This is a genomic window from Algibacter sp. L3A6, from assembly GCF_009796825.1.
Taxonomy (GTDB): Bacteria; Bacteroidota; Bacteroidia; order Flavobacteriales; family Flavobacteriaceae; genus Algibacter.
In genome coordinates this window covers 1,152,229-1,166,829 of sequence record NZ_CP047030.1, presented here as the reverse complement: position 1 = coordinate 1,166,829, position 14,601 = coordinate 1,152,229, and the positions used below count along the sequence as shown (strand labels likewise).

Annotated in this window: 14 protein-coding genes; 8 read left to right on the top strand and 6 right to left on the bottom strand. The window is 33.8% G+C overall.

The window, feature by feature from the left end; all coding sequences use genetic code 11:
* Window position 1: 1 nt before the first annotated feature.
* The gene (locus tag GQR98_RS04920; RefSeq protein WP_042496500.1) at window positions 2-607 is read right to left on the bottom strand and encodes a TetR/AcrR family transcriptional regulator; all 606 of its coding nucleotides are present in this window, start codon (window positions 605-607) and stop codon (window positions 2-4) included.
* 125 nt (window positions 608-732) lie between these two features.
* Here GQR98_RS04920 and GQR98_RS04915 point away from each other — a divergent pair, with 125 nt between their 5' ends.
* From GQR98_RS04915 to GQR98_RS04890, 6 genes are all read left to right on the top strand, one after another.
* Complete coding sequence (locus GQR98_RS04915) at window positions 733-1,707, top strand: polyprenyl synthetase family protein (RefSeq protein WP_159018535.1); 975 nt, start codon at window positions 733-735, stop codon at window positions 1,705-1,707.
* Between the two features lie 36 nt (window positions 1,708-1,743).
* A complete protein-coding gene (locus GQR98_RS04910; RefSeq protein ID WP_159021084.1) occupies window positions 1,744-2,094 on the top strand; it encodes a hypothetical protein in 351 nt (116 codons plus the stop codon).
* A gap of 68 nt (window positions 2,095-2,162) precedes the next feature.
* Window positions 2,163-2,597 (top strand): RrF2 family transcriptional regulator, encoded by a 435-nt coding sequence (locus GQR98_RS04905; protein ID WP_159018534.1) that lies wholly within the window; start codon window positions 2,163-2,165, stop codon window positions 2,595-2,597.
* 48 nt (window positions 2,598-2,645) lie between these two features.
* Window positions 2,646-3,377: an iron-sulfur cluster repair di-iron protein gene (ric, locus tag GQR98_RS04900; protein WP_159018533.1), complete on the top strand. Its 732-nt coding sequence runs from the start codon at window positions 2,646-2,648 to the stop codon at window positions 3,375-3,377.
* Between the two features lie 199 nt (window positions 3,378-3,576).
* A complete protein-coding gene (locus GQR98_RS04895; RefSeq protein ID WP_159018532.1) occupies window positions 3,577-4,398 on the top strand; it encodes a universal stress protein in 822 nt (273 codons plus the stop codon).
* A gap of 59 nt (window positions 4,399-4,457) precedes the next feature.
* On the top strand, window positions 4,458-5,642 hold the full coding sequence (locus GQR98_RS04890; protein ID WP_159018531.1) for a hypothetical protein: 1,185 nt from the start codon (window positions 4,458-4,460) through the stop codon (window positions 5,640-5,642).
* A 44-nt stretch (window positions 5,643-5,686) separates the two neighbouring features.
* Here GQR98_RS04890 and GQR98_RS04885 read toward each other — a convergent pair whose 3' ends face one another.
* The 4 genes from GQR98_RS04885 to GQR98_RS04870 all read right to left on the bottom strand — a co-directional run bounded on the left by GQR98_RS04885 (window position 5,687) and on the right by GQR98_RS04870 (window position 9,320).
* The gene (locus tag GQR98_RS04885) at window positions 5,687-6,397 is read right to left on the bottom strand and encodes an SCO family protein (protein ID WP_159018530.1); all 711 of its coding nucleotides are present in this window, start codon (window positions 6,395-6,397) and stop codon (window positions 5,687-5,689) included.
* Between the two features lie 5 nt (window positions 6,398-6,402).
* Entirely contained in the window at window positions 6,403-7,176 is a 774-nt protein-coding gene (locus GQR98_RS04880) for a formylglycine-generating enzyme family protein (protein WP_159018529.1), read from the bottom strand.
* An 8-nt stretch (window positions 7,177-7,184) separates the two neighbouring features.
* A complete protein-coding gene (gene nirK / locus GQR98_RS04875; RefSeq protein ID WP_159018528.1) occupies window positions 7,185-8,633 on the bottom strand; it encodes a copper-containing nitrite reductase in 1,449 nt (482 codons plus the stop codon).
* A gap of 156 nt (window positions 8,634-8,789) precedes the next feature.
* Window positions 8,790-9,320 (bottom strand): alpha-ketoglutarate decarboxylase, encoded by a 531-nt coding sequence (locus GQR98_RS04870; RefSeq protein WP_233268079.1) that lies wholly within the window; start codon window positions 9,318-9,320, stop codon window positions 8,790-8,792.
* 157 nt (window positions 9,321-9,477) lie between these two features.
* On the opposite strand from GQR98_RS04870, the gene GQR98_RS04865 reads away from it, so the two are divergent.
* Together GQR98_RS04865 and odhB are read left to right on the top strand one after the other, a co-directional pair.
* Window positions 9,478-12,216: a 2-oxoglutarate dehydrogenase E1 component gene (locus GQR98_RS04865; RefSeq protein ID WP_159018527.1), complete on the top strand. Its 2,739-nt coding sequence runs from the start codon at window positions 9,478-9,480 to the stop codon at window positions 12,214-12,216.
* A gap of 41 nt (window positions 12,217-12,257) precedes the next feature.
* Entirely contained in the window at window positions 12,258-13,463 is a 1,206-nt protein-coding gene (gene odhB, locus GQR98_RS04860; protein WP_159018526.1) for a 2-oxoglutarate dehydrogenase complex dihydrolipoyllysine-residue succinyltransferase, read from the top strand.
* Window positions 13,464-13,967: 504 nt separating this feature from the next.
* Here the strand turns inward: odhB and GQR98_RS04855 are convergent.
* Window positions 13,968-14,597: a response regulator gene (locus GQR98_RS04855; RefSeq protein ID WP_159018525.1), complete on the bottom strand. Its 630-nt coding sequence runs from the start codon at window positions 14,595-14,597 to the stop codon at window positions 13,968-13,970.
* Window positions 14,598-14,601 lie beyond the last annotated feature (4 nt).

Genomic DNA, 14,601 nt, shown 5'->3' with positions numbered 1-14,601 from the left:
TTTATGATTGAGTTTTTGTTATAAATTTATTTAAAGTTTCAAATCCTTTTTCGGTAACAATGGCTCTTAAGTGGTATTCTAAGTAACTTTCCATTAAGTAATCCATAGAGAATAAATCTGTTGGAAAAATGGTGCCATCTTTAATACCCGTCATTCCATTAAAATACATTCTAGAAATAAAGTTGATATCTATATTGGCACGAAATAGGCCGGTGTCAATACCTTTTTGAAGGCTATCACTAACGGAATCGTGCATTTTTTCAAATTGTTTTAAATGCAGCGTTGCATAAATTTGAGGATAATATTTTTTAAGCTGAAATTGAGGAGACGATTTTTCGCTTTCTAAATGATTCATTACAAACATTTTTATATCATACAATTCCTCAATAGGGTTTATCGAATTGCAGCAAATGTTGTCTATGCCATTGCAAATAACATCGAAAACAGAAAACGAAACCGCTTCTACTAACTTGGTTTTATTGGCGAAATGCACGTAAATGGTTTTTTTAGATATGCCCATTTCGTGAGCAATATCGTCCATTGTAACACTTTTAAACCCTAGGTTTAAAAACAAATCGGTGGCTTTATGTACTATTTTTTCTCTCATAATTCGTGGCAAATGTACAACAGGAAACTTTAAAAACAAAAATAGTTTCCTGAGTTTTAATCATTTTTTAATATTAAATTTACTTTCAGGGTTTTTAATATGTTCAATTCCTTTATTTTTGCGCGATGCTTTCAATAGAAAAATACCAACACGAGTTTATAGAATATTTAGAAACGTATTCTACTGTAAAAGAGCCTGAAAATCTTTACGCGCCAATTCAATATATTTTGGAGTTAGGCGGCAAAAGATTAAGGCCAGTTTTAACTTTAATGGCTGCCGATATTTTTGGAGACGATTATAAAGATGCTTTAAATGCCGCTTTAAGTATTGAGGTGTTCCATAACTTCTCTTTAGTTCATGATGATATTATGGACGATGCACCTTTGCGTAGAGGACATGAAACGGTGCACGAAAAGTGGGATATAAATACAGCTATACTTTCGGGAGATGCTATGCTTATTATGGCATACCAACTTTTTGAAAATTACGAGGCTCCGGTTTTTTTAGAACTTGCTAAGTTGTTTAGTAAAACGGCTTTAGAGGTTTGTGAGGGTCAGCAATATGATGTTGATTTTGAAACTAGAACAGATGTTAGTGTCCCTGAGTATTTGAAAATGATTGAATACAAAACCGCGGTTTTGGTTGCTGCTGCCATGAAAATGGGAGCCATTGTAGCGAAAGCTTCAAAAGAAGATCAGGATAATATTTATAGTTTTGGGCGTTATTTAGGTATTGCGTTTCAATTACAAGACGATTATTTAGATGCTTTTGGTGATCCAAAAACCTTTGGAAAGCAAGTTGGTGGTGATATTATTGAGAATAAAAAAACCTATTTATATTTAAAAGCTTTAGAGTTTTCTAATGAGGAAGATAGCAAGGCTTTAAGTCAGTTATTTGCTTCTAATCCAGAAGATGTTACAGCTAAGATAGAAACAGCAAAACAATATTTTGTAAATTCAGGATCGGCCGAAGCTACTAAAAAAGCAATACTAGCTTATACTGAAAAAGCCTTTGCAGTGTTGGAATCTTTAAATATTCCAGAGCCTAAAAAAGCCATACTTAAAACGTTTGGTAGTAATTTAATGAACCGTACGGTTTAAGTTTTTATTTTTTCCACGGAAGTGTAAATTTACATGATGCAGTTACCCACTAGTTTTGATCATTTAATTGAAGAAGCAAATGCTTTAAATTTATATGAAAAACTGATTTTACAGCTTAACAAAGATTTTTTGTTGGCCAATGTAGATTTAGATTTTCATGAAGAAGTTTTACCGTCTAGCTTGAAGTTGTTACTTCATGAAACGGTGTACAAGCTTATTCAGGAAAAATTTAACGAGTATTTAAATCTACTTTATATTATAGATGTTCCCGAAAAAGATGTAAAAGCTTTGAATGGAGATGATGTTTTAAAACTATCGGAAGAAGTTATGTTTTTAATTTTGAAACGCGAGTGGCAGAAGGTTTGGTTTAGAAATAAATATTCTTAAAATTTAATAAAGATGTTTTTATCCTATTTAAAAATATCTTCATATATTTGTATTATAAAATAAGTATTATGTTTTCTAAAGCTTGTGAGTACGGAATTAAAGCAGCAATTTTTATTGCTACAAAATCCTATGAAGACAAGCGTGTTAGTCCCAAAGAAATAGCCGAGAAAATTAATTCGCCTCAGGCATTTACTGCAAAAATATTACAATCTTTAGTACGTAATGATATTGTGAGTTCTGTTAAAGGGGCTTACGGTGGTTTTGAAATACAAAAAGATAGAATTAGTAAAGTTAAATTAGCCCAAATTGTAAAAGCAATCGATGGTGATAGTATTTATATGGGCTGTGGTTTAGGTTTAGAAAAATGTGATGAAAATCACCCATGTCCGGCACACGATAAATTTAAAGTTGTTAGAGATGAGCTTCAGAATATGTTGGAAAACACTACTTTAGAGGAGTTAGCGCTTAATATTAAATCGGGCTCTGCATTTTTGAAGACATAAAAAAAATTTGAATATAAATAGGATAAATTTATCCGAAATAAAACAATTATGGAAACACTACATAAAGACGCACAAAAACACATCGGGCAGTTTGTAGCAGAAGATTTTAGAACTGCTGCTGTTTTTTCTAAGTATAAAATAGATTTTTGCTGTAATGGTAATCGATCTGTGGAAGCTGCTTGCGAAAAAAAGGGGATAGATAGTAATATGTTGTTAGAAGAATTGGAGTCTGTACTAAGTACAACTACAGGGCAATCTATAGATTATAAATCTTGGCCATTAGATTTACTAGCAGAATATATTGAAAAAACACACCATAGATATGTGGAAGAGAAAATACCGGTGCTGCGCCAGTTTTTAGATAAGCTTTGTAGAGTGCATGGAGAACGCCATCCCGAACTTTTTAAAGTGAACGAATTGTTTACAGCCTCGGCTGGAGAATTATCAGCTCATCTTAAAAAAGAAGAACTTGTACTTTTTCCTTTTATAAAAAAAATGGTGAAGGCGACTTTAGATGATAGCGCTGTGCAAGCACCACATTTTGGTACTGTTGAAAACCCAATAGCTATGATGATGAGTGAACATGATAATGAAGGTGAACGTTTTAGACAAATAGCTGAACTTACAGATAATTACAACCCGCCAGCAGATGCTTGTAATACCTATAAAGTAACCTATGCTATGCTCAATGAATTTGAGAAAGATTTGCATTTACACATACATTTAGAAAATAATATTTTATTTCCAGAGGCGATAAAATTAGAGAAGCGCTTTGTTTAAAAGTGACGTGCAATCATTGTTTGGATTTAAAAACCCTACTGTATTAATTTTATAATATTCTAGGGTTTTTGCTTGTCTATAAAGTATTGGTTTTTTTAATGTTTATGTATATAACTGTTTGTTTACATGGTGTTTATGTGATTTTGGTCATGTTTTTTCGAGTTTTTTTTAATAAATTGAAGAACTAATCGGCAACATTATGAAAAATATACTCTTACTTTCGGATTTTTCGGCTAATTCCATAAACGCCATACATTACGCCATGCATTTTTTTAAGAATCAAAAATGTAAATTTCATCTCATGAATGTGCATAAAATGGGGAGTTTCACTTCCGATGATTTAATGCGTTTTCCTGGTGAAAGTATTTATCAATCTATTACGCGAGAGCCTAAAGGGAAACTTTATGTGCTAAAGGCAGAATTAGAGAATACCTATAAAAACTTCGATTATCAATTTGAAATTCATATTGATTTTGATGTATTTATTGATGCTATTAATCAGGCTGTAGTAAGCAGAAATATAGACTTTGTTGTTATGGGAACCAATGGTGCTACTGGGGCCAAAGAAATTTTATTAGGTAGTAATACCATTAATGTGATCAGAAAAGTGGATTGTAAAATATTGGCTATTCCAGAAGGTTACAGGTTTAGACCTATTAAGGAGTTGCTTTTATCTGTTGGGCCTAGAGATGTTATAGACGGAAATCAATTTACCGATTTGTTAGAGTTTATGGAAACCTATCAATTACATCTCAATGTTTTAAGGCTTATGCCGAATAAAGAAAATCTAGACATAGTAAAACAAGATAGATCTAGCTTATCTATATTAAATTGTAAATATAATGTTGTAAACATGGTACCTATAGATTATGCTGTATTAAGTTATCTGCAAACAAATACTGTAGATTTTATGGCTTTGTTTGTAAGGCATGAAGGCTTTTTAGAGCATTTGTTTTCAAAAGGAAATACTAAAATCAATATTTCTAAATTACCAAAACCTATACTCGTGTTGCACAATTAGTTTTATATTTATTTACCATAAAAAGGTTTACTATATTTAGTGTGCCAGAAACCATAATAATGCCTAAAAAGTTAGTAGTAATTTGTTTATTTAATTTCTTAATTGCAGCCTTATTGGGTTTAGCTTTACGTTATTCCTTTTTAGATTCTATAGGTTTAAATTATAGGTTTTTAACCCATGCGCACTCTCACGTTGCTATGTTGGGTTGGGTGTATTTAATGCTTTATGTTTGTATTGTACATTATTTTATTCCTGAAAAAAAGCCAGTATACAACAAGTTATTTTGGGTTACTCAGTTTGCTGTTTTGGGTATGGTTTTAAGTTTTCCGTTTCAAGGTTATGCTGTGGTTTCAATTTCATTTTCAACCTTGCATATTTTTTGTAGTTATTATTTTGCTTACTTAGTTTGGAAACATCATAAAACGGAATCGCCAGTTACTAGCCGTTTATTAAAAACAGCGCTCGTGTTTATGGTAACCTCTACCATTGGGGTTTGGTGTTTAGGACCTGCTGTTTCTATGTTGGGGCAAGCTTCTGCGTTTTATCAAATAGCAATTCAATTTTTTTTACATTTTCAATTTAATGGTTGGTTTTTAATTGCTGTATTAGCTGTGTTTTTTCAGCTTTTAAAAATTGAAAACTCTAAGTTGTTTAAAGCTTTTTATTGGGTTTTAGTTACCTCAACTGTGCTTACGTTTGCGCTACCTATTCAATGGTTTGCGCCGTATGTAGTATTCCTTTGGGTAAATAGTGTTGGTGTTGTGTTACAGTTAGTTCTCCTCGTTTTATTTGTAAAGCTTATTAAGTTTAAAATGAATAAAGTGATTAATGGAGATGGTTTTCTGGTGGTAAATTTATATCGTTTTGCTGTGCTGTGTTTTGTTTTAAAAACCATTTGTCAAGCATCTTCTATTTTTCCAGAATTTGCCAATGCGGTTTATGGACATCGCAATTTTGTAATTGGTTTTATCCATTTATTAATGCTTGGTGTGGTTTCTGGGTTTTTGTTTGCCTTCATTCTGAAAAACAATTTACTCTCTTATTCTAAAACTGCTTATCTCGGGATATATAGCTTTTTAGGAGGTTTTGTTTTAACGGAGTTAATGTTGCTTATTCAGGGATATAAGTTTTTTACAGGAAGCGGGTTGCTACCAAATTATTACCAATTATTGTTTTATTTCAGTATTTTATTGCCTTTTGGGATCGCTTTAATACTGTTTAATTTAATTCGAAAAAAACAATAATAAAAGGTTTTGTTTTAGTTGTAAACAGCAATGTAATACACCTATTAATGCACTGTTTTTAGTATGGTTTCAATAGTTTCTTTATTATCAACGCCCAAACCTTCTTGTTGATGTATTAATTCACCAGCCGGATTAAATACACTTATAATATTAGAGTGCGAGAAGTCGATAGGAGAAATTTGTTTGTATTTCATAGAAATTACATTGGCAAATTCGCGAACGCTGCTTTCTGTGCCTTGCAAAAACATCCACTGTTCACCATCCATAATATTTTCAATAGCGAAAGATTTTAAACGTTTTGGTGTATCGGTTAATGGATCGATACTTATTAAAACAAACTGAATATCTTTAATTTTCTCGGGTGGAAGCTGTGCTTCAATGTTTCGCATATCGGCAACTAATCTTGGGCATGCTGCTTTGCACGAGGTGTAAATCATTACCATCACTAAAGTTTTTCCTTTTAGTTCTTTAAGTTCAATGGTTTTGTTTTCTTCGGTTTGCCATTTTGAGGTTAGGTTAAATATCGATTCTTCGGAAATGTTATCGTCGTCTTTTATAGTTTTAGCAGTTTCATTAATGGCTACTAAATCCATTTTGCAAACGGCGCAATTCCCTGATGTGTTATATGTTTTATCACCTTCGCAGGCCATTGGGCATTTAAAAACTTGAGAGATTTCAGTATTTTTATCAGACTTACAGCTTTGTAGTAACAACCCTGAAGTAAATAGTATAAGGATGAATTTTAATGCTTTCATAATAATTAATTTTTAATAGGTTTCACACAACGGAAGCCTAGGTTTTTCATAGAGTATTTTGCTTTTAAACTTCCGCGTATAGCGTAACGCATAAATGCAGCATAGTTCATTAAATCAGTAGCATTTAAAGAGGCACTTCCACAAAATAAATTAGAATCTTTATCAACATCTTTTCGCGATTCGCCTGTAATTAAAACAGAGTTGAAATCGAGTGTCCATTCCCAAACCAAACCGTGTAAATCGTAAACACCCCAAACATTTTTTGGATGTAACCCGATAGTGTCTTCATTAGAGTGCGGCGCTTCATACCAAGCCAGTATTTTTTTATTAAACGATGGTTTAACGCGTGCATCTCTTGTGGTTTTGTCTGCCATGGCTGCATATTCCCATTCGTCTACGGTGGGCAAGCGCTTGCCTTGGCATTCGCAATAGGCTTTAGCGGCATACCATGATATATAGGTTGCTGGACTGTTTAAATTTTCCGTGGGTTTTAATTCTAAATTAGAATTCCAGTTTGCCAAATAGCTTTTATCCGAAAATAGTTTTAGAATATTAGATTTTTGCCATTTCGGATTTTCTTTTAAAAAAATAATAAAGTCTGCATTGGTAACGGGGTAGATGTCTATTTCAAAATCTTTAACCTCTACAACCGTAGAATCTCTACCATATAAAGGAATATATCGGCTACCTTCTATAAAAACCATACCTTTAGATTGGCTATGCGCCAATGTTTGGACAACCAACAAAACAAACAAGAATCTAAAGGTTAGGTTTTTCATAATATTAATTATTTACTGTTTTTTACTTTGTCTACCATTTCTTTTGTAACTACTTTTTTAGAGTTACCCCAGCTGTTGTATACATAGGTTAGTACGTTTGCTATTTCATCTGAAGATAGCATTTGTCTTGTCATAACACTATTATAAGTTTCGCCATTAACCGTAATTTCGCCGGTTTTACCATGAAGAACAATACCAATAGCACGATCTACATCTGCATTTAAATAATCGGATTTTGCTAATGGAGGAAAGGCATGTGGAATACCTTGGCCTTCACCTTGGTGACAAGCAAAACAAGTTTGCATATAGGCTTGTTTTCCAAATTCCATTTGTTCTTCAAACGATTTTGCAGGAATTTCCGAAGCTATAATTTCATCTGTTGTTGGCATGTTTTGTATTCCGGGACCTTCTGGTAAGTAAATATCATCGCGTATTTCGCCAGAATAAAGTGTTTTGTTTTTCTCTCCTTCAACCTTAAGCATTCCTAAGGCTCCTTTATTAAAGGCTCTAAAAATAGAGTGGTCTACTAAAATAAATGTACCAGGTACTTCAACTTTAAACTCCATCATGGCAGCTCCACCGGCAGGAATTAATGTGGTTTGTACGTTTTCGTTAATAAGGTCTCCGCCTTCTACATGTACTCTATCGAATATTTCACCAATAACATGAAAGGAAGATACTAATCCTGGCCCACCATTACCAACAAAGAGTCTCACGGTTTCGCCTACTTTAGCTGTTAATGCATTGTCGCCAGTAAGAGCGCCAACTTTTCCGTTAAAAACAACATAATCGGCTTTTTCGTCAACAGCTTTTTGCATATCAAAAGGTTGTAAGCCACGTTCACCATTAGCGCCTTTGGTGTAAAAATCACCTTGCATAATGTAATATTCTTTATCTACAGGAGGTAAACCGCCTTCTGGTTCTACTAAAATTAAGCCATACATACCATTGGCAATGTGCATTCCTACAGGAGCTGTAGCACAATGGTAAACGTATAAGCCAGGGTTTAATGTTTTAAAGCTGAAAGTTTTTTCATGGCCAGGTGCTACAAAAGAAGATTCTGCTCCACCACCAGGGCCAGTTACGGCGTGCATATCTATATTGTGTGGTAATTTGTTGTCTGGGTGGTTTTGTAAATGAAATTCTACCTCGTCATCAACACGAGTCCTAATAAAACTGCCTGGTACGGTACCACCAAATGTCCAGTACATGTATTTTACACCATCTGTCATTTCTCCTTCTTTTTCAAGGATCTCCATTTTTACAATCAGTTTTTTTGCTTTACGTCGGCCAACTGGAGTTGGTACGTTTGGCGGAGATGTTAACTCCGCAATCATTTCTCTGCTTACAGGTATGTCTGCGGTATTTTCATACTCCTGTTCTTTCGATTTAAAACAAGACGTTAATAGTAGGGTGCTTAGAAAAGTTAAGCTTAATAAAAGGTTGGATGGTCTCATTAGTATTATTTTTTTAGTGATTTTATTTAATTTTTAATTAGGATAAATTTATCTTAATTAGGATTTATCAAAAATAATACTAAGCTCACTCGTAAAATATGACAAAAGTCAGTTTTATAAGTAAAGCATCAGCTCGTATAATAAGTGTTCTTATTTTTAGAAGTAAAACCGTACAAATGGGGCCCAAGCTTCGGAATATATACTTTTATCCTGGTCGTACAATACATCGTAACGAATACCAAAAGTCACGTTGCCGCTTCTATAACCGGCTCCAAAATATAATGCAGGAATCCAATAGTTATCGTTTGGGATATTTAAATTTACGTTATATCTACGGTTTACATTAAGGTGTTCGAACTCGGCAGATAGTTGAATTTCGTTAATCGGGTTATAAAAACCAATTAAGCTTCCTCCTAAAATAGTAGATTTATAAACATTTTTCTGACTGTTGTACGTGCCATTTACACCTATACCTAAAGAAAAGGAGTTATTAAACTCGTAAACTGCATTTGGAGCTAAAGTGCCACTGAAAAATCCGTCTCCAAAGTTTAAACCAATACCACCACCATATCTTACATGCTCCCAAAAATCGCTTTTGAAATTTTGTGAATTAGATTGGTTAACCAGAGATATAAAAAATATTGAAAAAGCAATAACTGTTTTGTTAATTGGGAAAAAAAGTTTCATAAGAATTAGAAATGATTAATAATTTAACAGTTTTCACTGCCATATTCATGAAATGAACATTATTTGCCATAAATATAGTTAAAGAAACCTCTAATTTTACTAAAAGTTGTATTTTTGAAAAATATTTTGACTAACCTACAAGGGATTAAAAATAGCAATGGATAAATTTTCATTTTTAAATACAGCACACACAGCATATTTTGCTGACTTATACGATCAATATTTACAAAACCCGGATTCGGTAGAACCGAGCTGGAGAGCCTTTTTTCAAGGTTATGATTTTGGTAGCGAAAACTCGGAATTAGACGGGGAAACAACAGGAGGTGTTTCGGCAGATGTGCCAGAGCAACTTCAAAAAGAGTTTCAAGTTGTAAGACTTATTGATGGCTACAGAATGCGTGGGCATTTGTTTACTAAAACAAACCCAGTACGTGATCGTCGTACCTATTCACCAACTTTAGAAATCTCGAATTTCGGACTTAACGCAAACGATTTAGATACCGTTTTTACTGCCGGAGAAATTTTAGGTATTGGTACTAGAACACTTCGTGAAATTATTATACACCTAGACAATATATATTGTAGTTCTATTGGTGTAGAGTATATGTACCTGCGTAACCCAGAAGTTATTGCTTGGTGGCAAGGACAACTTAACAGAAATGATAATCAGCCAAATTTTTCGGCTGAAACAAAAAAATATATACTTTCAAAATTAAACCAAGCGGTTACTTTCGAAAACTTTTTGCAAACTAAATATGTTGGGCAAAAACGTTTTTCTTTAGAAGGAGGAGAGTCTTTAATTCCAGCTATAAGTAATGTGCTTTTTTATGCCGTAGAAAAATATGGTGTTAAAGAATGTGTATTAGGTATGGCACACCGTGGTCGTCTAAATACACTGGTTAATATTTTCAGAAAACCTTTACATGAGCTTTTTAGTGAGTTTGATGGTAAAGATTTTGAAGATATGGATATTGATGGTGACGTAAAGTATCACTTAGGATTAACACTTGATAAAACTTACCAAAACGGAAAAGATATTAAGATGAATTTGGTGCCAAACCCATCACATTTAGAAACCGTTGCTCCAGTAGCCGAAGGGATTACAAGAGCAAAAATTGATGCGGATTACGATGGTGATGATTCTAAAATATTACCGATTATAGTACATGGCGATGCCGCTATTGCTGGTCAAGGTATTGTTTATGAGGTGGCTCAAATGAGTCAGTTAGCAGGTTATAAAACCGGTGGAACTGTGCATATTGTTGTAAATAACCAAATTGGGTTTACAACCAATTACTTAGATGCACGTTCTAGTACATATTGTACAGATGTTGCTAAAGTAACGTTATCTCCAGTTTTACACGTAAATGCTGATGACGCAGAAGCTGTTGTTCATGCGGTAGAAATGGCGTTAGAATACAGAATGCGATACAAAAAAGATGTGTATATCGATTTGTTAGGGTATAGAAAATATGGACATAATGAAGGTGATGAGCCAAGATTTACACAACCTAAATTATATAAAGAAATTGCAAAGCACTCTAACCCGTTTAAGCTTTATGCAGATAAATTAATAGCTGAAAAGACTATTGATCAAGCTTATGTTGATGGTATTATTTCTGATTTTAAAGAAACTTTAGAAGCCGAGTATACCAAAGCTAAAGAAGCTAAATCTTCTATAGTTCGTGAGTTTATGCAAGAACGCTGGACAGATTTTGAACGTCAAGGTGAAGAGTCTATGCTTATTTCTGAAGATACTGGCTATCCAAAAGAAAGGTTAGAGGAAATTTCTAAAATTGTTTCAACAGTTCCTAAAGGTGTTAAGTTTTTACGTAAAGCTGAGCGTATACTTGCCGGACGTGAAAAAATGGTTTTTGAAAGCGATACCTTAGATTGGGGTATGGCAGAAACTTTAGCTTACGGAAGTTTACTAGAAGAAGGATTCAATGTTCGTATTTCTGGGCAAGATGTAGAGCGTGGTACATTTAGCCACCGTCATGCTATTTTGCGCGATGAAATTTCAGAAGAACGTATTAATTTACTAAATACTAATCCTGAAAATAAAGGTAAAATGGATATTTATAATTCCTTTTTATCAGAATACGGTGTGTTAGGTTTCGATTATGGTTATGCCATGGCAAACCCAAATACATTAACCATTTGGGAAGCTCAATTTGGAGATTTTAGTAATGGAGCTCAAATTATATTCGACCAATATTTATCGGCTGCGGAAGATAAATGGAAATCACAAAACGGTATTGTTGTATTATTACCACATGGTTACGAGGGGCAAGGTTCTGAGCATTCATCGGCAAGAATAGAGCGTTACTTACAGTTATGTGGAATGGATAATATGATTGTAGCAGATTGTACAACGCCAGGTAATATGTATCACTTGTTGCGTCGTCAAATGAAACGTAATTATAGAAAACCATTAATTGTTTTCACTCCAAAAAGTTTATTACGTCATCCTAAAGCAGTGTCTAGTTTGTCAGATTTAGCTTCTGGTCAGTTTGAAGAAGTAATCGACGATACTATTAATCCAACAAATGTTAAGAAATTAGTATTCTGTACAGGTAAATTTTATTACGATTTATTAGCTGAAAGAGAAGAATTAGGAAATGAAGATGTTGCTTTAGTAAGGATAGAGCAATTATTCCCACTTCATTTAGAAAAAATACAAAATGTAATAGATAGGTATCCAAATGTAGAGCATTATGTTTGGGCTCAAGAAGAACCAAGAAACATGGGAGCTTGGAGCCACATGGCACAGCGTATGGATTTAGTGAAGTTAGAAGTAGCGTCACGTCCATTTAATTCTGTACCGGCACCAGGATCTAGTACTAGAGATAAAAGAAGACAACGTCGTGTAATCGATGAAGTTTTTGGAAATTAAATAAAAAGAATAAAATTCATATACCATTAAAATTATAAAAAATGATTTTAGAAATGAAAGTGCCTTCACCAGGCGAATCTATCACAGAAGTAGAAATAGCAAGTTGGTTAGTTGAAGACGGCGATTATGTTGAAAAAGACCAAGCTATTGCAGAAGTTGATAGTGATAAAGCAACCTTAGAATTACCAGCAGAAGTTAGCGGAATTATTACGCTTAAAGCGGAAGAAGGTGACGCTGTAGAAGTTGGAGCTGTAGTTTGTTTAATTGATACAAGTGCAGAGAAACCGGCAGGTGGTGAAGCACCAAAAGCAGAAGCCAAGGTGGAAGCACCAAAAGCAGAAGCGCCAAAAGCTGCTGAAGCTAAAACTTATGCAACAGGTTCTGCAAGTCCTGCTGCTAAAAAAGTATTAGCTGAAAAAGGAATTGATGCTGCATCTGTTTCTGGAACTGGTAAAGCAGGTCGTATTACTAAAGATGATGCTGTAAATGCAGTGCCTTCTATGGGAACACCAACTGGTGGTAGTCGTGGTACTTCAAGAAGTAAAATGTCTATGTTACGCAGAAAAGTAGCAGAGCGTTTGGTTGAGGTGAAAAACACAACAGCTATGTTAACCACGTTTAACGAGGTTGATATGTCTCCTATTTTTGCATTACGTTCTGAGTATAAAGAAACGTTTAAAGCAAAACATGGTGTTGGCTTAGGGTTTATGAGTTTCTTTACTTTAGCAGTTGTTAGAGCTTTAGAAATGTATCCAGCAGTAAATTCAATGATGGATGGTAAAGAAATGTTATCATACGATTTTTGCGATATTAGTATAGCTGTATCAGGACCAAAAGGTTTAATGGTGCCAGTAATTCGTAATGCGGAAAACTTATCATTTAGAGGTGTAGAGTCTGAAGTGAAACGTTTAGCACTTCGTGCAAGAGACGGTCAGATTACAGTTGATGAAATGACAGGTGGTACATTTACAATCACTAATGGTGGTGTATTTGGTAGTATGTTATCTACACCAATTATTAACCCTCCACAAAGTGGAATTTTAGGAATGCACAACATTGTAGAGCGTCCTGTGGCAATCGATGGTCAAGTTGTAATCCGTCCAATAATGTACGTTGCCTTATCTTACGATCATAGAATTATTGATGGTAAAGAAAGTGTAGGATTCTTAGTTGCTGTAAAAGAAGCTTTAGAAAATCCAACAGAATTATTGATGAATAATGATATTAAAAAGGCTTTAGAGCTTTAAGGAATAATAATATTTCAAGTACAAAAAAGGGTGTTTCATATTTATGAAACACCCTTTTTTTATTTGTTTTAGTCGTTTTAATTGAGAGAGACTAAGACAACAACATATATAAGTTAAACGATACAATTACGACAGCCAAAATAAAAACAACAGCGAGTGCTAGTTTATTTACAGGGTTGCTCTTTTCTTCCATGATTTGATCTTTAAGCATTTGTCGAGAATTTTAAGGGTTTGACTTGCGCTGGATTTGTTGGTAATTAATAGCACCGTAAAGGTATGTTACAGATTCGAAAAAAAAAATACGCAATTGTACGTATTTTTACGAAGAAGATGGTGTTTAATATGAAGCATATCTTTATCCATATTATGGAAAGTAATAAAAAGCAAAAGACCCTAAATCATAACGATTTAGAGTCTTTTTTTAATTCTCCCTAAGAACTAATTAATAGCACTGTAAAGATATACTATATTTGCGTAAGAAAAAATACGCACTTCTACTTATTTTTATAAAAATTCTTTGTTAACGGTTGCCCAAATGGCAAGCGATGTTGGTTTTTTATCCAAATTTAATTTAGAAACTATATTGCTACGGTGTTTATCTACCGTTCTTACAGAAATAGAAAGTTCTTCGGCAATGGTTTGGCTTGTTTTACTTTCCGATATTAATCGTACAATTCTTAATTCAGATTTGGTTAAAAGCCCTAAATTCTTTGGTCTCGCGTTGTTATTGTGGTTTAGGTAAGATGCTATTTCTTCACTAAAATAGCGTTTTCCGTCTAGTACGTGTTGAATACAGGTTTCAATTTCTTCAACAGCAAATTCCTTTAAAATATACCCGTATACCCCAGATTGAATGGCTTGATCGTATACTTCTTCTTCTTTATCAAAAGTAATAAGTATAATTTTGGTGGGAAGATTATGCTTTTTACAAGCTTCAGCAATTTCTAAACCTGTTTTAAAGGGCATTCTAATATCAAGAATGGCAATTTCTGGCTCTAATTTTATAATTAAATTATAGGCGGCTTTACCATCTTCGGCGCTTCCAATAATATTAAAACCTTTGTTGGTTAAAAAGTCGGTAAGACCGCGCAGCATTAACGGATGATCATCTGCTATGACGATATTTGTGTTCATTATT